Source organism: Agrobacterium sp. MA01 (assembly GCF_009650195.1).
In the GTDB taxonomy this organism is placed as follows: Bacteria; Pseudomonadota; Alphaproteobacteria; order Rhizobiales; family Rhizobiaceae; genus Allorhizobium.
In genome coordinates this window covers 549,152-568,353 of sequence record NZ_CP045854.1, presented here as the reverse complement: position 1 = coordinate 568,353, position 19,202 = coordinate 549,152, and the positions used below count along the sequence as shown (strand labels likewise).

The following is a 19,202-nucleotide window of genomic DNA, read 5'->3' as shown; positions in this document are numbered from 1 at the left end:
ACCGGCAGACATCAGGATCATGAACCAGACGAGTGCAAAGGAGAGGGACTATCAAACGCATCATCGCATTGCTGGCTGCCACGACACTGGCTTTTCAGATGGGTCTCCAGCCGGTTGAGGCCGGCATGAGCGACAAGGACAAGGCGGCCGCGGCCGCTGCAGCCATCGCCATCCTCGGCATCGCCGCTCTCGCCCACAACAAGCATCATTATGAGGAGGGCTATGAGCCGGGCGGCGGCGAGGAGACGGCTGAATTCGAGCGCGGCTATCGCGACGGCGTTCACGGTTACCCCTATTGGGAAGGAAACCGGACAAGCGGTTATGCCGCAGGCTATCAGGCCGGTGATCGGGAGCGCGAGAACTCGATGGCGCATCGCCAGCAGGCGTCCGCTGCCAAGGCGCCACCCATGGCCTATCAGGGTTGCGCCCAGATTGTGGCCCGCAACTTCGCGGTCGGCACCCATCAGGTCCACTTCACCAAGGCGCGCTCGCCGGGCAAGCATGAATGGATGATCGAGGCCGCAGTCGGGCGCCAGTACATGACCTGCAAGATGCGTGACAGCGGTGAGTTGATCGACCTGAGGGGCGGCCGCCTCTAACGCCTGCTGGCAGGTCGCGGACACAGGTGCCGCGACCCGTTTCATGACCGAAGATGCAGTAAAACAGGGGCTTTACGATGGACTATACCGGCATACTGGCCTTGATCTCCTTCCTCACCGGCAACGCCGAGGACGGGTTCGCCACGTTGAAAGCGGGTACGGCTGGAAGCACGCAGATCACCCAGATCGTCTGCCCCCGCCCGCTCCCGGTGGACGAGATCGAAGGTAAGACAGTATTTTGCGGCAGGGTCCAGGTTCCGGAGGATCATGCCAAGACGGACGGAAAGAAAATCAGCCTCGACTTCGCGATCCTAAAATCGCATTCGCTCTATCCGGAACCCGATCCGGTCGTCTATCTGCAGGGTGGGCCAGGCGCGAGCGCAATGGTGCAGATCCCGCTTCTGGCCCAGACCTTCGAACCCTTCCGGAAGACCCGCGACGTGGTGTTCTGGGACCAGCGCTCGGCAGGCCTGTCCGGCCATTCGGTGAAGTGCTTCAACGCTCTGGCAGCCAATGCCGCCAGCATCGCCAAGAAGCAGTATACGACCACCGCCATTGACGGATCGAACGTCAACAACAATACGATTGCCGATTGCCTGCGGGAGATCGAGGCCGCCGGCATCGACATCTCCAAGTACAACACAACGGAAAACGCCAGGGACATCCCGACAATCATCAAGGCTCTCGGCTACGAGAGCTACAACATGTATGGCATTTCCTACGGCACGAAGCTGGCTCTGGAAGCCATGCGGGTCGCACCCGAGGGCATCCGCTCGGTCATTATAGACGGTGTGGCGCCTTCCTGGGTAAAGCTCTACGACACCTTCGCGCTCAAGGTCAGCGAGCCAATCGAACACGTGGTCGAACAGTGCAAGGCGGATGAGACCTGCAATGCGACCTTCCCGGAGCTCGACAAGATCATCATCGAGACCCTGCATGCGGCCAAGGCCGGCAAGGTCATCCACCAGGGCAAGCCAGTGGAGCCGAAGACGATCTTCCGCCCTTTCGAGGAGCGCAATGCAAAATACGGCAACCTGTCGATGACGCCCTATCTGCCTGCCTTCATCTACGAATTGCATCGCGGTAAGGAGATGCCGACCGTCGACCTGCTGGTCGGTCGCGACTTCATCATGCCGATGCCGGGCGATGACGACGTTGCCAAGGCTTCCGCGACACTGCCCAAGGCGCAACGCGCCCTGATCGGCACATTGGCCGACAATGCCATGATTTCTGCCAGGATCGCCCGTTCCAACCAGAACGTCATCGAAGAACTGCGCAACGAGATCGATGCGGAAAAGAACTATGGCCCCGTCGCCATCTTGTTCGACACCGAGCTCGAGAAAGCGCTGATTGCCGCGCGCGGAACCGATGCGACAAAAGGTGTCAGCATGGTGGCCGATTACGCCGCACTGCAGGTCATCACGCCATCAAAGGAAGCCCTCGGCACCTTCGTCAAAACCCATACCACGGGCGAAGCCACGGCCCGGTTGACCGCTCTGATTGACAGCATGAGCGAGGCCGAACTCACCGGCTACTTCGCCATCATCCAGCGGGATGTCGCAAGATCAGAGGAAGGTTTCTTCGGCGACCTCTATCTCTTCAACTACGCCTGCCAGGAGGACCTGCCGTTCAACAGTTTCGAGGGCTACCAAGCCTTCACCGCTGCCCAGAAATACCCCTATATCGGGGATGACGCCGACGAAGCGGCCCGCTTCGTCTTCGGTTCCTGCATTCCCTTCAAGCAGGTTCAGCGCGACAACTGGCAGGTCCCGGTCAAGAGCGACATTCCGACCCTGTCGATCGGCAGCCTCTATGACAGCCAGACGCCGGCGAGCTGGGCCGAGATCGCGACCGAGGAGCTGAGCAATGCTCAGGTCTTCATGATCCCCGAGGCCGGCCATGGCGCCCTAATCTACCAGTCCTGCGTGGCCGACATGGGCGTGGCCTTCATCAACCAACCCGGGCGCAAGCTGTCGAACGATTGCGCGGAAAGCATCAGCATCGAGTGGCACATCCCCGACTGGGCAAAGGCAGCGAAGTGAGGTCAGGCACTTTGGCCCGTCAGGAACAGACGAGGGATTTAGGGGATGCAACAAAGGGTGCGCCGCCACTCTGGCTGCGCATCCTGCAGTTTCCGCTGACACGCATCCTTGTGCTCGCCCCACTGCTATTCCTCTTGATGGGCATCAGCAATGGGTTCTGGAGCGTACAATTTGCCGATCGGCCTCTGCTGGCGATTGCCAGCGCGGCCCTGATGGCGGCGCTGGCAATCGCCGTCTATGTGGGCTTCGTCCGTTTCGTGGAAAGGCGCACCGTGGACGAACTGGCCCTGTCGGCGATGGGCCGCGAACTGGGCCTCGGCCTGTTCGCTGGCGCCGGCCTATACACACTGTGTGTCGTGATCCTGGTCCTTCTCGGGGTCTACAGCATCGACGGCATCAATCCCGCTTCGCTCATGCTTCCGTCCGTGGCGATGGCATTGAGTTCGGGTGTCTTCGAGGAACTGCTGCACCGGGGCACGATCTTTCGCAATGTCGAAGCGCTTGCGGGAAGCTGGATTGCGCTGGTTGCCTCGGCGCTGATCTTCGGCCTGGTGCATCTTGGTAACCCGGACGGCAACATCATCGGCGCGCTCGCCATCACCATCGAGGCGGGCCTGCTGCTTGCCGCTCTTTATCTGGTCACGCGAAGGCTTTGGTTGAGCATCGGTGCCCACATCGCGTGGAACTTCACCCAGGGCGGCATCTTCTCCGGCTCGGTGTCAGGCGCCTTCGAACAGCCAGGCCTGTTCAAGGCCGTGATCGAAGGGCCGCAGCTTTTGACCGGCGGAAAATTCGGGATGGAAGCGAGCCTTGTCGCGCTCGTCATCTGTACTGCGACGGGCCTTTTGGTCCTACTCATGGCCGTGAAGCGCAAAAACATGGTGCCGCCGATGTGGAAACGGACCTGACGAGATGCCGGGAAGAGGCGCAATACTGCCGAGTATCGCCACGGCAAAGGCAAGTGAACAAAGGTAGGTTCAAATGAATTTTGCACACGGGAAGGCCCGTCTCCCTCTCAGCCTCATCGTCTACGTGCTCTGGGCCGCGATCACCATTGGCGGCGGGATCTGGCTGAGCGGCGGGCAAAAGCAGTCCTTGATTGAAGGCCTTTCCAAGGGACCACTGTGGAACGTTATCGCAGCCTTTCTCTTCCTCGTCCTCGTCATCATCACGGCGGGTTGGCGCGATATGAAATTCGGGGCGCCCGACCCGATGAGCTCGCTTCGGATCATGTGGTTCCCGGCACTTTACGTCATTGCGTTCCTCAGCATGGCAGGCCTCCTCGGCTTGCCACCGTTGAGCTTGATGCTTCTGATTTTTCTCAGCACCGCATTCGTCGGCCTGTCAGAGGAGACAATGTTCCGTGGTGTGCTGTTTGAGGCTCTGCGGACCCGGGTGAAGATCTGGCCCGCGATGATCTGGACATCGATCCTGTTCGGCTCCGTCCACATCCTCAACGCATTGACGACGGGCGAATTCCTGAACGCCTTGCTGCAGGCCTTTACCGCGACCCTGAGCGGCTTCGCCTTCATCGCCATTCTCGTTCGCACCGGCTCGATCTGGCCGGCGATCATCTATCATGCGCTGTGGGACTTCGGCACATTCGCGATCTCTGCCAGCAGCGAGGCAAGCGGTGCCGCGTCGAGCGGCGAAGTCGACAGATGGGCCTTCCTGCTGCCTGTACTGCTCGTCCTGCCAAACTTTCTCTATGGGATGTACCTTCTGCGACACGTTCGGAACGAGGATGTTTGAGTAGGAAGAAGCCTTTCGCCCAGTGACTAGAAAATGGCTTCACTGTGCCTTTGTGCCAGCAGCGTTTGTCGCCGACGTCATGGTCTCTGCCGTAGTCGATGCCAAAAGTCGGGAATGCGGCGTGATGCCACTCCCGCGCTGTGTCCGCTGCCAGGCGAGGGCAATGAAGACCGAACGACCGAAATGGAGGCGCATAGCAGAAATCATTACGGCAGGGGGGCCTGGGCATACTGCTGGGCTCGAAGCTGATCTGGCTGACCGTCGAGAACGCATTCCTCCATAAGCAACGTTCAGGTGTCTGTCAGCTTTGCACGGCAGTGCATCGGATCTTGGGATCCATGCACGAAAGGAAGCGGGCTTGTTGAAGACGCTTTTGAAGTTCAGACCGCGCTTGCGCAGCGAATGGCTGAGCATACTCACCGCAGTCTATCTGCTGTTTTTCATGAACGGGACTTTCTGGGGCAAGTCCTTCCTCTACCTCCAGGGGCAAGGCTTCGCGCTTGTTGGGCTGGCGGTCGGTCTTTTGGCCGCCTTTGTCGCGCTGACCGTCACGTTCTCAGCCAAATACCTGATCAAGCCGGCCCTGATCCTCATGGTGATCACCAGCGTGGCGAGTGCGTGGTTCATGGATCGTTTCGGCGTGATCGTCGACACTGAGATGATCCGCAACGCGGCCGAGACCAACACGGCCGAGGCCGGCCACCTGATGACCGGTGCCTTTGTCCTTCATATGGGGCTCTTTGGTATCCTGCCCTCGCTGTTCATCGCCTGGGTCGAGGTCGTGCACCGTCCACTCCTCAAAAAATTCATAGTCAATCTGATGATCATCGCGCCGTCTCTGCTGGTATTTGCTGGTGCTGGCCTCTCGAACAGCGGCACATTCATCTTCAGCACCCGTGAGCACCGTGACTGGTTCCGAACGCTGAACCCGATCTTTCCGGTCGGAAGCGCGGCCAGCTTCCTGATTGGACGATCACGCGAGCAAGCGATTGTTCTCCAGCCGATCGGTACCGATGCCAGGGTTTTGGATGCTCTGCCGGCCAATGGCCGCCGACCACGCGTCACGATCATCGTCGTTGGCGAAACCGCGCGGGCGCAGAGTTTCCAGCTCGGCGGCTACGAGCGCCCGACGAACCCTCAGCTTTCGAAGCGCGACATCACCTATTTCAGCGACACTTCTAGCTGCGGAACGGCGACGGCTGTCTCAGTGCCCTGCATGTTTTCGGTCTATGGTCGACGGGACTACTCGCACGCAAAAGCCTTGGCGACAGAGGACCTGATGGATGTCCTCACCCATGCCGGCATCAAGACCGAATGGTGGGACAACAACACCGGCGACAAACATGTCGCCGATCGAATCCAGAAGACCGATTTCTTCAAATCGAACGATCCGCGTTTCTGCCATGGCGGTGAGTGTCTGGACCAAATCCTGGTCGACGGCCTCGATGCCTGGCTGGACAAGGTGGATGGCGACGCCGTTCTGGTCCTCCACCAGCTCGGCAATCACGGCCCCGCCTATTATCTCCGCTATCCCGACGAGTTCCGCAAATTCGTGCCGGATTGCCGCTCGGCAGACTTTGATGCCTGTACGCCGGAGACCATCAGGAACGCCTATGACAACGCCCTGCTCTACACCGACCATATTCTCTCTGAGGTAATCGACAAGCTGAGCGCCCATGCCAAAACGCTGGATACGGCGATGATCTACATGTCTGACCATGGCGAGTCGCTGGGCGAAAACGGTCTCTATCTGCACGGCGCGCCGTATATGTTTGCGCCAGCCGAACAGACCCATGTTCCGCTTGTTCTCTGGACGTCACCCGACCTTCGACAGTCGACCGGCATCGACAAACCGTGCCTCACATCCAAGGCGGATTTGCCCCATTCGCACGACAACCTCTTCCACAGTGTGCTCGGCCTGATGCAGGTGAAGACTGCGGTCTATGACCCGGCCCTCGACATTTTTGCAGCCTGCCGCAGCAGAGTCTCGTCTTGAGGGGCACTTCAGAGATTCGGTCCATCAAACCCATCAAGCCTACTCACGACAGACAAGGACGCCGCGGTTTGCGGCGTCCTTTGTTTCGTTGGGGCTTCTCTTTCAGAGAATATCGCCGCCGTCCGGTGCGCGTTTGCGCCCGGTGAACATGGCAAGCGCAAGGTTTTCATGATGCCGGAGGCTGGCATGAATGACGCCCACCACGTGGAAAGCGATGGCCACCAGCAGCAATTGAGCGAGCGCTTCATGTGTCTCCTCGACCCATTCAATGCCCCAATAGGCATCCGTCGTCTGGATCCAGCCGGTGAGCGCGATGCCACCGACCATCAGAAGCAACACGACCACCATGGCGGCCCCGAGCGGGTTGTGGCCGAGATATCGGGCCTCCTTGTGGCGAAGCATGTCGCCAGCATAGAGCAGCGTGCGCTTTGGCGAACGGATGAACTGGCTGAAACGGGCATAGCGCGTCCCGGCTATGCCGAGAACGAGCCGCAGGCCAATCAGGCCGGCGGCTGCATAGCCTGCCACCTCGTGCAGGCTCTGCAACTCGTCCGCCGTCAACCAGCACAAGGCGACACTGCCCGCGAGGCTCCAGTGAAAGAGCCTGACCGGACGATCCCAGACCTTGACTGTCGACGTCATCGATCAGTCCTCGATCTTCATGTCGACCGACTGGAGGGTCTGCGGGTCAAAATAGGCTTCGACCTTCTTGCCTTCGGCATTGATGGCATAGGCTTCATAGCAGCCGTCTTCGGTCTTGATCGAGCGGACCTTCCAGCCTTCGCCTTCAAGCTTGGTTTGCAGCGCCTCGCGCGGCTTCCAGTCGGCCATGGCGACATTGCATTTTTCGGAAGCAAGTGCGGTGCCGCCAAAGGCAGCTGCGAGGCCGAGAGCGATGATGATCTTCTGCATGGACTGTGTTCCTTTCCTGGTGTTGGACACGAGGGGAGGATCGACCCGCAAGCTGACAGCCACCTGAAGGGCGAGCTCGGACCTTGCGGGCGGTTCAGCGGGCTGTCAGTTTCGTGCGCGACAAGAGATCGCGATCTCTTGGACAGGGGTAAATGAATGCGGGTCTTGCTGGTCGAAGACGATGAAATGCTCGGCGATGCGGTGAAGACATACGTGCACCGCCAGGGCCATGCCGTGGACTGGGCGCTCTCATGCGACGAGGCCGAGGCGAGCCTTCAAGCAGCCGCCTATGATCTCGTGCTCCTCGATCTCAGGCTGCCGGATGGGAGCGGGCTCGATATTCTGAAGGCTCTGCGGGCCCGCCGCGACGAGATGCCCGTCATCATCATGACGGCCCACGACCAGGTGTCCGATCGCATTGCCGGATTGAATGCCGGGGCCGACGACTATCTTGTCAAACCTGTCGATCTCGGCGAGCTGCAGGCCCGGATCCACGCCGTATCGCGCCGCTACGGCACGCACAAGCTGCCCGATCTGACCATAGGAGGCATCGGAGTTTACCCTTCCGAGCGGCGGCTTGAGGCTCGGGACGGCGCGGAGATCCTTCTCTCCTCCCGCGAATGGGCCGTGCTCGACAGGCTGATCGCCCGCAAACGCGCCATCGTGTCGAAGGCCCAGATCGAGGAAGCGCTTTACGCCTTTGGGGCGGAGGTCGAGAGCAACACGGTCGAAGTCTATGTCAGCCGCTTGCGCCGAAAGCTGGGCAAGGATGCAATCGAGACCGTGCGCGGTGTCGGCTACAGGATTTCCGCCGATGCGAGTTGACACCCGAAGCCTTTCCGGACGCCTTGTCCTTTCTCTGTCGGTCCTGCTCGTGCTATTCTGGACGATCGCGGTCGGACTCTCCATTCACGTCATGCGTGCTGAATTCGATGAAGTGTTTGACAGCGCGCTGCAGGAGACCACGGAACGCCTCGCCCCTCTCGTCATCGACGATTTTTTCCGTCGCGACATCGGCAAAGGGCCGGACCAGGTGGCGGCGCTCAATCCTGGCGCAACAGACGAATACCTGACCTATCAGGTGCGCGATGCCTCCGGAAGGGTGCTTCTCCATTCGCACAATGTCGGAGCTGAACCTTATGCCGCACCGCTCTTGCCCGGCTTCTGGAGCGGCGATGACAGACGGATCTTCACCATCGCGGCGGTCAGCGATACGCTCTTCGTCCAGGTGGCGGACTCGCTCGCGCATCGACGCGAGGCGACGCTTGAAAGCGCCTTGACGCTGTTGCTGCCGATCCTGCTTCTGCTTCCGCTCGGCATGTTCGCAATCCGCTGGGTCGTCGTGCGGGCGACAAGGCCGGTCAATGAACTGCGGGACGCGATCAGTAGACGCGATGGCAACAACCTCGAACCCATCGCTTTGCTTGGGCTTCCGACAGAAATCGCGACGATACCGGGCTCGGTCAACACGCTTCTCGGACGCCTAAAGCTCGCGCTACAAGCCGAACGGGAGCTTGCCGCCAACAGCGCCCATGAACTTCGAACGCCACTCGCCGGTGCACTCGCCCAGATGGAGCTGCTGGCAGATCAACTAAACGAGCCGGATGACCGGTCGCGGTCGCATCGCGTGCTGGAAGCGCTCCGCCGCCTGTCGCTGATGCTGGAGAAACTACTGCAGCTCTCCCGCGCGGAGGCAGGCGTCGGATTATCTAGTACTCCGGTTGATTTGCTCGCCCTCGTAAAGCTGCTTGTCGAGACCTTCCAGCGCTCGCAGCATCCAACCGCGATGATCGAGTTGCGGCCGGAACCCGGGTTGCTGGGCCTCGTACGAGCAATCGACCCAGACGCCTTCGCCATTGCCTTCAACAACCTTCTGGAAAACGCAGCTCGTTACGGCGATGCCGAACTGCCCATCACGATCGCCATCTCCGCGGATGGGCGCATCACGGTGACCAATGCCGTTTCCGTTCCACTCGATCCAGACCTTAATGTTTACCGAGCGCGCTTCAGGCGCGGCCATACGAGTAAGCCTGGAGCCGGTCTCGGTCTTGCGATCGTCGAAAAACTGGTGGCTCAGATGAGCGGCTCGATGAGCTTGAGGACTGTGGTTCTGCCTGAGGGAGTCACGGGATTCGAGTGTGAACTCTCACTCCCGCCGCCAGAACAATAACCCAAATGCGGGCCTGCGAAACCAGCGAGCCAAAGGAGACAGTCACATCAGCTTGTGAACCCGCCTGCGGACTAAATCACCGCTTCCGTCCCTATTTGTTTTAGCGCCTCCGCAAAAAACGCCGCTGACGTGCCGCGTAAAGCTGCGGCTTTAGAAGCCGTGAATTAACCTGGCGAACGACCGTAATGAAGACGCTTAGCTACCCCGCGTAAGTACTCACCTGGCCTCCGGCTTGGCGCTCCCGAGCGGAAATAATTGCCGCTCCTCCGCCATGTTGACGTCGGCCCAAAGCCAGGGCACAAAGATGGCATCCACGGTCGCTTACGGCAGGAAAACAGAGGAAAATCAAAGGCGAAATTTCTAAGTCTTTGAAATCATGTGAAAATTCAGGTTCTCCAGGCAGGCCATTTTAGGCCGGTTTTTCGCTGAAAATCAGCGACTATTTCTCACAGAAAAAAGCGACGCCTTCTCAACAACTTGAGCAATTCCGGCTGCTGTTATTCTGGCCATCCGTCGTGCGCAGCGGGCCTCCCAAGATTGGCTGGGGACCCGCTAGCGCAGTATTCACGGGGCCGAAAGAAGAATGTCCGTTGCTGGAGTACCGCTAGGGTCAAGGCGACATTTTTGCGCATCAGATAAAGTTGCCTAAGTTCGGCCGAAACGCGGACATCAATCCCCGAACGTCAAGTGGTCGGTTTGCGGGTTCTTCCCGACATCAGCGAAATTCGCGTGACCGTCTAAAAGCCGTGTGTCTTTGCCCACCGCTCTGGGAGCCGCAAACGTCACCAAACGCCTGGCGCTACTTCGTCGGGGCTCCAAAAACGAATTCAACGGACATCAGCGGCCAGCAGCCAGATGTCCACTCAATCGTGCGGCCCTTGTCGTCCTCGTTGCGGGCGTTCAGGTGAAACACCGGCGTTCCCGGCGTCAGTCGCAGGTTCTCGGCCTCGTCCGCCGACGAGAAGCCGCCGCTAATCCGGGTCTCGACCCTTCGGAAGGCGGCGATGCCACTGGCGCGGAAGACATCCGTCACCGATTGGCGTTCAGTATAGAGTGCCTCGAAATCGGGAAACCGGTCGGCGGGAAAGTGCTTGTCGTTCACGTAGACTGGCTGGTCGCCAAGCAGCCGCAGACGCCGTAGGTGGATGATGCCCGCTCCCTCGGCAATGCGCAACCGCGCCGCGAGTTCGGCAGTCGCCAGTTCGCGCCGTACAAAGCGTGTGTCGGTGGTGATGGGGGCGCTGTGGGTCTCGATGTTCTCACGGAATGGATGCCCATCGCGGACAGAGAAGATTGCTGGCGGGCTGCGCACAAAGATGCCCACACCCTTGCGCGCCGTCAGGTGTCCTTCGGCTTGCAACTGCTGGAGCGCCTGGCGCAGCGTGATGCGGGTGACGCCGAGGCTTGCCGCCAAATGCGTTTCGCCGGGCAATTGGCTGCCTGGCCTCAAGGCTCCGCCTTCGATCAGGCCAAGGATATGGTCGCGGATCTGCTGCCATATCGGCATGTCGCTGCGTGGTCCAAAGACCAGGCCCTCAAAGGTGGCGAGAGGGATTTCGGGCGTGTCGAGCATGATGATTTCCGGTTCAGGCGGCGGCTGAGGCAATCGTGGATTCGGTCTCTATCAGCGTATGTGCCGAGTAGACCAGCCGACCGCCGACGAAGGTCGCCACCACCTTCGGGTGGCGCATGTCCTTCGCATCGACGAGGATGACGTCGGCGCGTTTTCCCTCCTCGAGGCGCCCCCGATCCTCAAGTCCCGCAGCGGCTGCGGCATTGGCTGACACGAGCTGCCAGACCTTGGCGAAGTCAGCATCATCAGGGGATGCCAGCCGGAAGGCTGCATGCAGTGGTGACGGATAGTGGTAGTCGGAGGCAAGCACGGTGCAGAGCCCGTCGCGGATTGCCGTCGTTGCGTCAAGCGCTCCGTTGTGGCTGCCGCCGCGCACCACGTTTGGCGCGCCGAGGATGACATGCTCGCCGACTGCGCGGGCTTCGGCAGCCGTCTCGAGCGTCAGCGGAAACTCCGACGACACGGCACCCAGTGCCCGGAAATGACGGCGCTCTTCGGGCGACGCTTCGTCATGCGCGAGTAGGACATTGCCGTTGTCGCGTGCCGCTGCCGCCAGTTGTTCGATAGCGCCTGCCACTTCGCCGCGCCGCGCCCAGACGTCGTCGAGCAGTGCCATGTAGTCGTCGCGCGACAGGCCGGAGCGCTCGGCCATCTGGCCGATCTTGCGGGCGATCGTGCCCTTCAGCACCGATCCCGTCGTGTGGTCGTTGAAGGCCACGAGCGGCTTCGGGTCGAGCGACAGCCATTGGCTGACCTGCGGCAGGGCATCGAGTGCGAAGGTTTCCCAGCGCAGGTGCAGGCGTGTGTCGCAGGCCAGATGCGGCCGGGCGGCGTCAAGCGCGGTGACGAAGTCGCCGGCAGCCTGCAGCGAACGGAGGCCGGGCTCCCAGGACACCGTCACGCCATGAAAGGCGGTGGTGATGCCATTGGCCACCAGCTGCCTGTCGGTGTCGCGCAGCGCGAGACCGACGTCGAAGCGTACGCCCGGCCGCGGCATGATCTGCCGCTCGAAGCCGTCGCCGTGGATGTCGACGATGCCCGGCAGGACAAGCAGGCCTGAAGCGTCGAGTTCGGGGCCTCCATTGGCCCTGTTCGACAGCATGCCGCCTTCGATGAAGAGGTCGGTGTGTTCGAGCCTGTCAGGGCCCAGCACGGTGCCGTTGCGAATGGTCCAGTTCATCCGTCTCTCTCTGTTCCGTTTTTCGCCATCGGGCCGTCAGACTGTCACGTGCCCGTCACGTCTTGCCGCTAGGGATAGTCGCAGAAGATGCTCCTGTCTATACAGCAAAGGAAGATATCATGATCCGTTCCCTTCTCGCAGCCTGTGCAATCTCTCTCGTCTCGCTGGCGCCAGCCGCAGCCGAAAGCGTCAAGTTCGCCGTCACCGATATTGAGGGCCTGGAAGCCCTGCAGCAGGAATTCGGCGGCTTTGAAAAGGCCCTCGAACAGGCGACCGGCCTCGAAGTCGAGCTCTTCCCGGTAAGCTCGCGCACCGCAGCGGTCGAGGCAATGAATTCCGGTCAGGTTGACCTCGTCCTCACAGGCCCTGCCGAATATGTCGTCATGAAGGAGCTTGCACAGCCGCAGATCGTCGTCGCCTGGCAGCGTCCGGACTACTTCGCCCAGATCGCCGTCCTCGCCAATGGTCCGATCCGTACGGTCGATGATCTCAAGGGCACGAAGGTGTCCTTCGGCTCGGTCGGCTCGACCTCTCAGCATCTTGGGCCGGCCCAGACGCTCACCGACTACGGCCTCAAATACAATGAGGACTACGAACCCGTCATCCTCGCCCGCAACGTTGCCGCAGAAGCGCTGATCCGTGGCGACATCGCCGCTATCGGCCTTAACTTCGGACATCTTGCCTCCGTCCGCGAAGCCTTCCCGGATGTCGCCTTTGCCGTGGTCGCCCGCGGCCGTGATCTGCCGAACGACATTCTCGTTGCCCGCAAAGACCTGGCCGAGGAGACCGTCGCAAAGATCCGCACGGCCTTCACCGAAAAGGGCACCGACATCATGGCTGCTGTTCTCCAGGGCGAAGACAATCAGAAGTTCAAGGGTGGCTTCTTCCTGACCGACGTGAAGGACAGCGACTACGATTACGTCCGCTCGATGTATCGCACGATCGGCGTCGACACCTTCAACGACTTCGTCAACTGAACGGATTTCCCCGAGCCAGCGAACGGGTCGGCGCCATCAGCGCCGACCCCTCGCCATATCCGCAGAAAGAAGACCGCCATGGACGTTATCAGCACACAGGGCCTGAAGAAGGGTTATGCCAACGGGAAGCCGGTGTTTTCCGGCGTCGATATCCGCATCCGGGGCGGCGAGCGCGTGGCGCTGGTCGGCGCCAACGGAGTGGGCAAGTCGACGCTGCTCAAATGCCTGATAGGCCACACGCCATTCTGCGATGGTGAGATCTCGACGCTTGGCGAATCCTTTTGCCGCGCGCCGAACGGGTCGCAACTCAAGCGCATGCGCCAGCAGATCGGCTTCGTCTTCCAGAATCATGGCCTCGTCCGTCGGCAGTCGGTGCTGACCAATGTCGTCCACGGCAAACTCGGGCTGCCCGGCACCTGGCGCGCCTGGCATCAGGCGATTGCCGAGCGAGAAAGTCGCGAAGAGGCGATGGATGCGCTCGACCAGGTGAAGCTCTCGCACAAGGCGACGGCACGCGCCGACCAACTTTCGGGCGGTCAGGCGCAGCGCGTCGCCATCGCCCGCGCGCTGGTGCGCAAGCCCAGGCTGATGATCGCCGACGAGCCGGCTGCCAGCCTCGATCCGACGGCGGGCCGCGACATGATGGCGCTGTTCTCCGACCTCGTCCGCGAAAAGGGCATCACGCTGGTCTATACGACCCACGACATGGATCATGCGCTGAGCTTCGCCGACCGCATCGTCGCGCTGAAGGCCGGCCGCATACATTTCGATCTCCCGGTTGCCGATGTAGACCGCGAACGCCTGGATGGTGTCTTCCATGCGTGATGCTGTGCCTGCCCGTTTCTTCCGTGCCTCGCCCTTTGCCTTTGCCGTTCTGGTCGCTCTTGGTGCGCTCTTGATCGTCTCGGCCACGCAGGTCGCGCCGACACCGAACCAGTTGATCAACGGCGCTCCGAGAATGGCAAACCTGATCGAGCGCATGCTGCCGCCGAGCCTGGAACCCGGTTTCCTGATGCGCGTCACCTGGCGTACGATCGAGACCTTGCAGATCGCCTTCGTCGGCACCGTCATCGGTGTGCTACTGAGCCTGCCGATCGCTTGGCTTGCCTCGCGCACGCTGTCGCCGATCGGACCCTTCCGGCATGTCTTCAAAGTGATGATCTCGCTGTTCCGCACGGTGCCTGACATGGTCTGGGCGCTCCTTTTCGTTGCCTCCATCGGCCTTGGCGCAGTCGCCGGCACCATGACCATCATCATCGACACGATTGGCTTTTGCGGCCGCTTCTTCGCCGAAGCGATCGAGGATGCCGACAAGGAGCCGCAGGAAGCGCTATTTTCCGCCGGCGCCGGCCGCTTTTCCGTCCTCTCCGGCGCGGTCATCCCCGATGTCATGCCGTCCTTGATCAACACTTCGCAGTTCGCGTTGGAAAAGGCGGTCCGCTCGTCAGTCGTTCTCGGCCTCGTTGGTGCCGGTGGGATCGGCCAGGAGCTCAAGGTGGCATTCGATCTCTTCCAGTACCGTAATGCTTCCACCATCATCCTGGTAATCTTCGTAATCGTGCTTGTGATGGAGCTTGTGACCGACCGGTTACGGCTGAAGGCGCAATGAAGTGCTGCCGGGATGCACCTGTCAGAAGTGCCGTCCGATAGTCTCACCAGGTCTGAAATCACCACACGAACGCAATAGTTGGCAGTATCGCTGGGAGCGGAGAGAATTGTGCCGGTCTTGAGTTGGGCCACCACCTGGCCTAGAGCCCTAGCTCGTTGGCGAGATGAGGCCGCTATGGCCTCGATTCCGCTTTCGGGCACCGCCAGCGGATGCCCCGTCGTCCAATATGGCGGCACATAGCTGCCCCTCCCCCGAAAACGCTCACCTCACCTCCAGCTTGGCGCTCCCGAGCGGAAATTATTGCCGCTCTCCCGCCATGTTGACGTCAGCCCAAAGCCAGGGCACAAACATGGCATCCACGGTCGCTCGCGGCAGGAAAACATAGGGAAATCAAAGGCAATTTTGCTAAGCATCTGAAATAATGTGAGAATCCAGGTTCTCCAGGCGGGCCAATTTAGGTCGGTTTTCCGCGTAGATTTGGCGGCTGTTTCTCACAGAAAAATGCGACGTCTTCTCAACAACTTGAGCACTTACGACATCTGTTTTTCAGGTCATCCGTCGTGCTCAATTGGGTCTCGTAAGATTGGCTGGGGACCCTCATTCCGATACTGAGCCAGCAGAATTTGACCGCGTTTCCGGGCGATATGCGGTTGACTGCCTCATAGCTCTCACGGTCTCCCGCCCACCTTGTGGTCGATGCTTTATCGTCCCGATCAATCAGAAACCGGATCCAACGGTTGCGACTGTAGGAGGAGGCAGTTGCCGCTTCCGCCTAACACGGCGGCGGCTTCCTTCGTCGGATCGATCTGGGCGGTAGCAATTTGCCTGATCTCTGCTTCGCTTTTCAGTACGAGCCGCCAAGTCATCTTGCTTACTGCACCGTCACCTTCTGGGATCTGCCCGAACAGGCCTGAAAGATCTCGGCTTGCCACGCATCCTGTCCGGAGTTGTACCGGGCGACCTGACTCGTATCCCGGTGACCTGTTTGACGACGAAGGGTTCCTGTTTGAGAAGGTGATGCCACAACTGACCGCGCCTGTTGAACGCGCGAGCAATGACTAATGCTGATCTAAAGGCAAACGGATCTCGAAACGTGCGCCCTTTTGGGAAGAGACGCATAGGGAATTCCCTCCATGCGCTTCGGCGATATCGGCAACGATGGCAAGCCCCAGGCCACAGCCATCGCCAAAGTCGAGATCGGCTCGAAAGAAGCGGTCAAAGACCCTGTCCCGAAGTTCTTCATTGATCCCGGGACCGTCGTCCTCCACGACGATGGCAACCTCTTCCTTTGAGAACGACAGCATGACATCCAGCTCGCCGCCTTCGCGCAAACCGTAGCGCAACGCGTTGTCCAACAGATTGGCCATCATCTCTTCAATCATGACAGGATCGCAAACAACTGACCTTGATATTCCATCGACTTCAAAGCCGACTGAGATGTCGTTGAGGAGCTGGACCTCTGCAAAGGCGCGAACTTTGGCCGAAACGAGAGCAACGAGATCAGTCTCTTCGAATAGGGCCCGCAGACTTCGCCCGCGCACGCGTTCGAGGGAAAGCAACTGATTGGTGAGCCGGCCGGTCGCGCGGGCGGATTGCGCTATGGATGCGACACGCTGCCGAAGGGTGTTCTCGTCAGGGGAGGACACGGCCGCCTCCGCCTGCGTAACGATCGAGGCGATCGGGTTGCGGAGCTGATGCGCGGCATCGGAGATGAATGCCGAACGGATCTCGAACGCCTTCGACAGACGTTCGAACAAGGAATTGGTCGTCTGGACGAGCGGACGCAGCTCCACCGGGATCCATCGGCGGATTGGCCTGAGATCATCGGGGGTTCTGAGGCTGATCGCATTTTGGAGGTCGAGCAGAGGCTTCAGCCCGAGCTTGATCCCGAACCAGAGGATCACGGCGGCCGACAAGATGATGGTCGCCAACAGCGCTATGCTCTGAAACAGAAGATCACGGCTCAAGGCGGCGCGTTGAGATACAGTCTGCCAGACCTCGACGGTCATCCACCCCTGTAATCTCGGCTGGTTGAGGAATTCCCGCAAAACGACGGATCGAACCTCTAGCCCGAGATATGTGCTGTCAAAGAAAAACGGCTTGCCGCTCTGTATGTCAGAAGCATCCGGCACGTCCGGCGGATCGGAATAGCCAGTCACGAAGCCACCACCCGGCCCAGTGATGCGATAGTAAACCGGATCGCCCAAAGCGGTGGTCAATTCTTCCAGAAGCTGTTCGGTGAGAATGTCACCCTCGGAGATCGCGACATCGCGCGAGATCGTCAAGGCGACGGCCAGAAGCGTGTTGTCGTAAAGCGTCTGGGAGAGCCGTTGGGCCTCTTCGAAGCGCGCATAGGAAGCGATGCCCGCGATGACGATCAGAGGCAGAATGAGAAGCAGGAACAGTCTGGAGCGAAGCGAAAGGCGCCTCATGCCGGCCCTACATTCAGCATATAACCGAGGCCGCGCGCCGTCTTGATTTCCACTTGCGTCCCATCGAGTTTCCGTCGAAGCCTCGAGACCAGGAGCTCGATCGCGTTGGCTTCCACTTCAGCTCCCGCGCCATAGAGCGACGAGAAAATCCTCTCTCGATCCATAAGCTTGCCCTTGTGGTCAAGCAGCAGTTCGAAAAGTGCGAGTTCCCGCCGGGGCAGATCGATCCTTTTGTCCTTGTGCATGATGACGCGCTGTTGACGATCGTAAACGAGGTCGCCGATCAGTTCCTGTTCCGGCATAAGCTGCGGCCTTCGACGCGTGAGTGCCCTCAAGCGCGCCATCAGTTCGGCCATCTCGAACGGCTTCACGAGATAATCATCCGCACCGGCATCGAGGCCAACGACGCGATCGGACGTCTTGCCCATGGCGGTGAGCATCAAAACCGGCGTGGTGTCTCCACGGCTGCGCATCCGTTTGGTGACTTCGATCCCCGTCAGACCAGGAAGATTGATGTCGATGATGGCAACATCGGCGGTCTCAGTTCGCAGGAAAGTGTCAGCAGCAAGACCGTCATCGAGATGATCCACCCCATGACCTTGATCTCGCAAGGCGTCCTCGATGCCTTTTGCCAGGCTCCTGTTGTCCTCGACCAGAATGATCCGCACCGCAGTAGAATTCCTTTACGGACAGCTTATCGACAGCAAAACTCACTATGAGAGCTAGAAGCAGATTTGGCGAGGAGAAATCAAGTCTGTGCAAGCTTTGAGGAAACCGGCAGATCAGATCGCCGGATTGGGAGGATAAAACCATGCTGAATACCTCTTTGAGCCGCCGCGCCACGATGGGCCTGATGGCCGGCATTTTGGCCGCCGGTCTCGCAGGACCTGCGGCAGCCGAAGTCAATTTCGCGGGCAAGACGATCGAGTGGATCATTCCGTTCTCTGCCGGCGGCGGATCCGACACCTGGGGCCGCTTCAATGCACAACTGCTCGGCAAATATCTTCCCGGCAACCCGGTGGTCGTAGTTGTGAATGAACCGGGTGGTGGCTCGACAAAGGGAAGCAACCTGTTTGCCGCGCGCGCCAAGCCCGATGGTCTGATGATCCTCGGGACCTCGGCATCCACGCAGTTCCCCTATCTGCTCGGCGATCCGCGCGTACGCTACGAATACAAAGACTGGAAGATCGCGATGGCGAGCCCGACGGGTGGCGTAGTCTACACCACGCCGACACTTGGTCTCAAAAGCGTTGATGACATCGGCATGCTCAAGGGCAAGGATCTCGTCTATGCGAGCCAGGGCGCGACTTCGCTTGATCTTGTGCCACTGCTCGGCTTCCGGGCGATGGATCTGAACGTGCAGCACGTCTTCGGCTTCAAGGGTCGCGGCGATGGCCGCCTCGCCTTCGAACGCGGAGAAGTCAACATCGATTTCCAGACCTCATCTGCCTACATGAAGAGCGTTCAGCCGCTCGTTGAGGCCGGTCAGGCGGTTCCGCTCTTTAGCCTTGGCGTCCTCGACGCAGCCGGCAATGTGGTGCGGGATCCGACCTTCCCCGACCTGCCAACATATCCCGAAGCCTATGAGAAGCTGACAGGTCAGAAGCCCAGCGGCCCTGCTTATGATGCCTATATGGCTTTCTATGTTGCCGGCTTTCCGGCTCAGAAGATGGTGTTCCTGCCCAAGGATACGTCGGACGAGATCGTTGCCGCCTACCAGAAGGCCTTCGAAGACATGAAGTCCGACCCTGACTATAAGGCCAATGCGGAAGCCGTGCTCGGCACCTATGAGCAGGTGACCGGCGAACTTGCGCAGGCGCTGTTCGACAAGGCAACGGATCTGGCACCTGAGTTGCGAAAGCAAGTCGCCGACATGCTGGCCGAGTCCTACGGCGTGAAACTCGGTCAAGACTGATCGATTGAAAGGCGGGTCTCCTTAAGCAAGCGCGACCCGCCACTT

17 protein-coding genes are annotated in these 19,202 nt (G+C 60.1%); 11 read left to right on the top strand and 6 right to left on the bottom strand.

What is annotated here, in order from left to right; all coding sequences use genetic code 11:
- Positions 1 to 125 precede the first annotated feature (125 nt).
- From GH983_RS02585 to GH983_RS02565, 5 genes are all read left to right on the top strand, one after another.
- On the top strand, positions 126 to 599 hold the full coding sequence (locus GH983_RS02585; protein WP_246727478.1) for a hypothetical protein: 474 nt from the start codon (positions 126 to 128) through the stop codon (positions 597 to 599).
- A 77-nt stretch (positions 600 to 676) separates the two neighbouring features.
- Entirely contained in the window at positions 677 to 2,641 is a 1,965-nt protein-coding gene (locus tag GH983_RS02580) for an alpha/beta hydrolase (RefSeq protein WP_153761528.1), read from the top strand.
- An 11-nt stretch (positions 2,642 to 2,652) separates the two neighbouring features.
- Positions 2,653 to 3,549 carry a CPBP family intramembrane glutamic endopeptidase gene (locus GH983_RS02575; RefSeq protein WP_246727477.1) on the top strand — a complete coding sequence of 299 codons (897 nt, stop codon included), beginning with the start codon at positions 2,653 to 2,655 and terminating at the stop codon, positions 3,547 to 3,549.
- A gap of 73 nt (positions 3,550 to 3,622) precedes the next feature.
- Complete coding sequence (locus GH983_RS02570; protein ID WP_054148739.1) at positions 3,623 to 4,393, top strand: CPBP family intramembrane glutamic endopeptidase; 771 nt, start codon at positions 3,623 to 3,625, stop codon at positions 4,391 to 4,393.
- A gap of 334 nt (positions 4,394 to 4,727) precedes the next feature.
- Entirely contained in the window at positions 4,728 to 6,389 is a 1,662-nt protein-coding gene (locus tag GH983_RS02565; protein WP_246727599.1) for a phosphoethanolamine transferase, read from the top strand.
- Between the two features lie 102 nt (positions 6,390 to 6,491).
- Here GH983_RS02565 and GH983_RS02560 read toward each other — a convergent pair whose 3' ends face one another.
- Positions 6,492 to 7,031 (bottom strand): cytochrome b/b6 domain-containing protein, encoded by a 540-nt coding sequence (locus tag GH983_RS02560; RefSeq protein WP_153761526.1) that lies wholly within the window; start codon positions 7,029 to 7,031, stop codon positions 6,492 to 6,494.
- A gap of 3 nt (positions 7,032 to 7,034) precedes the next feature.
- Positions 7,035 to 7,301, bottom strand: coding sequence for a PepSY domain-containing protein (locus GH983_RS02555; RefSeq protein WP_054148736.1), 267 nt, complete (start codon positions 7,299 to 7,301; stop codon positions 7,035 to 7,037).
- Positions 7,302 to 7,457: 156 nt separating this feature from the next.
- On the opposite strand from GH983_RS02555, the gene GH983_RS02550 reads away from it, so the two are divergent.
- Together GH983_RS02550 and GH983_RS02545 are read left to right on the top strand one after the other, a co-directional pair.
- Entirely contained in the window at positions 7,458 to 8,126 is a 669-nt protein-coding gene (locus tag GH983_RS02550; protein WP_153761525.1) for a response regulator transcription factor, read from the top strand.
- Positions 8,116 to 9,471, top strand: a complete 1,356-nt coding sequence (locus tag GH983_RS02545; protein WP_153761524.1) for a HAMP domain-containing sensor histidine kinase — start codon at positions 8,116 to 8,118, stop codon at positions 9,469 to 9,471. The genes GH983_RS02550 and GH983_RS02545 overlap by 11 nt, the downstream gene beginning before the upstream one ends.
- Positions 9,472 to 10,270: 799 nt before the next feature.
- Here GH983_RS02545 and phnF read toward each other — a convergent pair.
- Both phnF and GH983_RS02535 read right to left on the bottom strand, forming a co-directional pair.
- Entirely contained in the window at positions 10,271 to 11,044 is a 774-nt protein-coding gene (gene phnF / locus GH983_RS02540) for a phosphonate metabolism transcriptional regulator PhnF (protein WP_054148733.1), read from the bottom strand.
- A gap of 13 nt (positions 11,045 to 11,057) precedes the next feature.
- On the bottom strand, positions 11,058 to 12,224 hold the full coding sequence (locus GH983_RS02535) for an alpha-D-ribose 1-methylphosphonate 5-triphosphate diphosphatase (RefSeq protein WP_069042113.1): 1,167 nt from the start codon (positions 12,222 to 12,224) through the stop codon (positions 11,058 to 11,060).
- Between the two features lie 119 nt (positions 12,225 to 12,343).
- On the opposite strand from GH983_RS02535, the gene GH983_RS02530 reads away from it, so the two are divergent.
- The 3 genes from GH983_RS02530 to phnE all read left to right on the top strand — a co-directional run bounded on the left by GH983_RS02530 (position 12,344) and on the right by phnE (position 14,810).
- A complete protein-coding gene (locus GH983_RS02530; RefSeq protein WP_054148732.1) occupies positions 12,344 to 13,201 on the top strand; it encodes a PhnD/SsuA/transferrin family substrate-binding protein in 858 nt (285 codons plus the stop codon).
- Positions 13,202 to 13,279: 78 nt separating this feature from the next.
- Positions 13,280 to 14,026, top strand: coding sequence for a phosphonate ABC transporter ATP-binding protein (locus tag GH983_RS02525; protein ID WP_054148731.1), 747 nt, complete (start codon positions 13,280 to 13,282; stop codon positions 14,024 to 14,026).
- Positions 14,019 to 14,810: a phosphonate ABC transporter, permease protein PhnE gene (phnE, locus tag GH983_RS02520; protein ID WP_171901562.1), complete on the top strand. Its 792-nt coding sequence runs from the start codon at positions 14,019 to 14,021 to the stop codon at positions 14,808 to 14,810. Before GH983_RS02525 ends, phnE begins: the two co-directional genes overlap by 8 nt.
- A 1,058-nt stretch (positions 14,811 to 15,868) precedes the next feature.
- On the opposite strand, the gene GH983_RS02515 is transcribed toward phnE, so the two are convergent.
- Positions 15,869 to 17,242, bottom strand: a complete 1,374-nt coding sequence (locus tag GH983_RS02515; RefSeq protein WP_069042115.1) for a sensor histidine kinase — start codon at positions 17,240 to 17,242, stop codon at positions 15,869 to 15,871.
- Positions 17,239 to 17,910: a response regulator transcription factor gene (locus GH983_RS02510; protein WP_153761523.1), complete on the bottom strand. Its 672-nt coding sequence runs from the start codon at positions 17,908 to 17,910 to the stop codon at positions 17,239 to 17,241. Before GH983_RS02510 ends, GH983_RS02515 begins: the two co-directional genes overlap by 4 nt.
- Positions 17,911 to 18,053: 143 nt before the next feature.
- Here GH983_RS02510 and GH983_RS02505 point away from each other — a divergent pair, with 143 nt between their 5' ends.
- The gene (locus tag GH983_RS02505) at positions 18,054 to 19,157 is read left to right on the top strand and encodes a tripartite tricarboxylate transporter substrate-binding protein (protein ID WP_153761522.1); all 1,104 of its coding nucleotides are present in this window, start codon (positions 18,054 to 18,056) and stop codon (positions 19,155 to 19,157) included.
- Positions 19,158 to 19,202: the final 45 nt, after the last annotated feature.

What these genes read in the sequence shown, in the direction of transcription:
- GH983_RS02585 (WP_246727478.1), top strand. Translation starts at nt 126, where the DNA reads ATGAGCGACAAGGACAAGGCGGCCGCGGCCGCTGCAGCCATCGCCATC.
- GH983_RS02580 (WP_153761528.1), top strand. Translation starts at nt 677, where the DNA reads ATGGACTATACCGGCATACTGGCCTTGATCTCCTTCCTCACCGGCAAC.
- GH983_RS02570 (WP_054148739.1), top strand. Translation starts at nt 3,623, where the DNA reads ATGAATTTTGCACACGGGAAGGCCCGTCTCCCTCTCAGCCTCATCGTC.
- GH983_RS02560 (WP_153761526.1), bottom strand. Translation starts at nt 7,031, where the DNA reads ATGACGTCGACAGTCAAGGTCTGGGATCGTCCGGTCAGGCTCTTTCAC.
- GH983_RS02555 (WP_054148736.1), bottom strand. Translation starts at nt 7,301, where the DNA reads ATGCAGAAGATCATCATCGCTCTCGGCCTCGCAGCTGCCTTTGGCGGC.
- GH983_RS02550 (WP_153761525.1), top strand. Translation starts at nt 7,458, where the DNA reads ATGCGGGTCTTGCTGGTCGAAGACGATGAAATGCTCGGCGATGCGGTG.
- GH983_RS02545 (WP_153761524.1), top strand. Translation starts at nt 8,116, where the DNA reads ATGCGAGTTGACACCCGAAGCCTTTCCGGACGCCTTGTCCTTTCTCTG.
- phnF (WP_054148733.1), bottom strand. Translation starts at nt 11,044, where the DNA reads ATGCTCGACACGCCCGAAATCCCTCTCGCCACCTTTGAGGGCCTGGTC.
- GH983_RS02535 (WP_069042113.1), bottom strand. Translation starts at nt 12,224, where the DNA reads ATGAACTGGACCATTCGCAACGGCACCGTGCTGGGCCCTGACAGGCTC.
- GH983_RS02530 (WP_054148732.1), top strand. Translation starts at nt 12,344, where the DNA reads ATGATCCGTTCCCTTCTCGCAGCCTGTGCAATCTCTCTCGTCTCGCTG.
- GH983_RS02525 (WP_054148731.1), top strand. Translation starts at nt 13,280, where the DNA reads ATGGACGTTATCAGCACACAGGGCCTGAAGAAGGGTTATGCCAACGGG.
- phnE (WP_171901562.1), top strand. Translation starts at nt 14,019, where the DNA reads ATGCGTGATGCTGTGCCTGCCCGTTTCTTCCGTGCCTCGCCCTTTGCC.
- GH983_RS02515 (WP_069042115.1), bottom strand. Translation starts at nt 17,242, where the DNA reads ATGAGGCGCCTTTCGCTTCGCTCCAGACTGTTCCTGCTTCTCATTCTG.
- GH983_RS02505 (WP_153761522.1), top strand. Translation starts at nt 18,054, where the DNA reads ATGCTGAATACCTCTTTGAGCCGCCGCGCCACGATGGGCCTGATGGCC.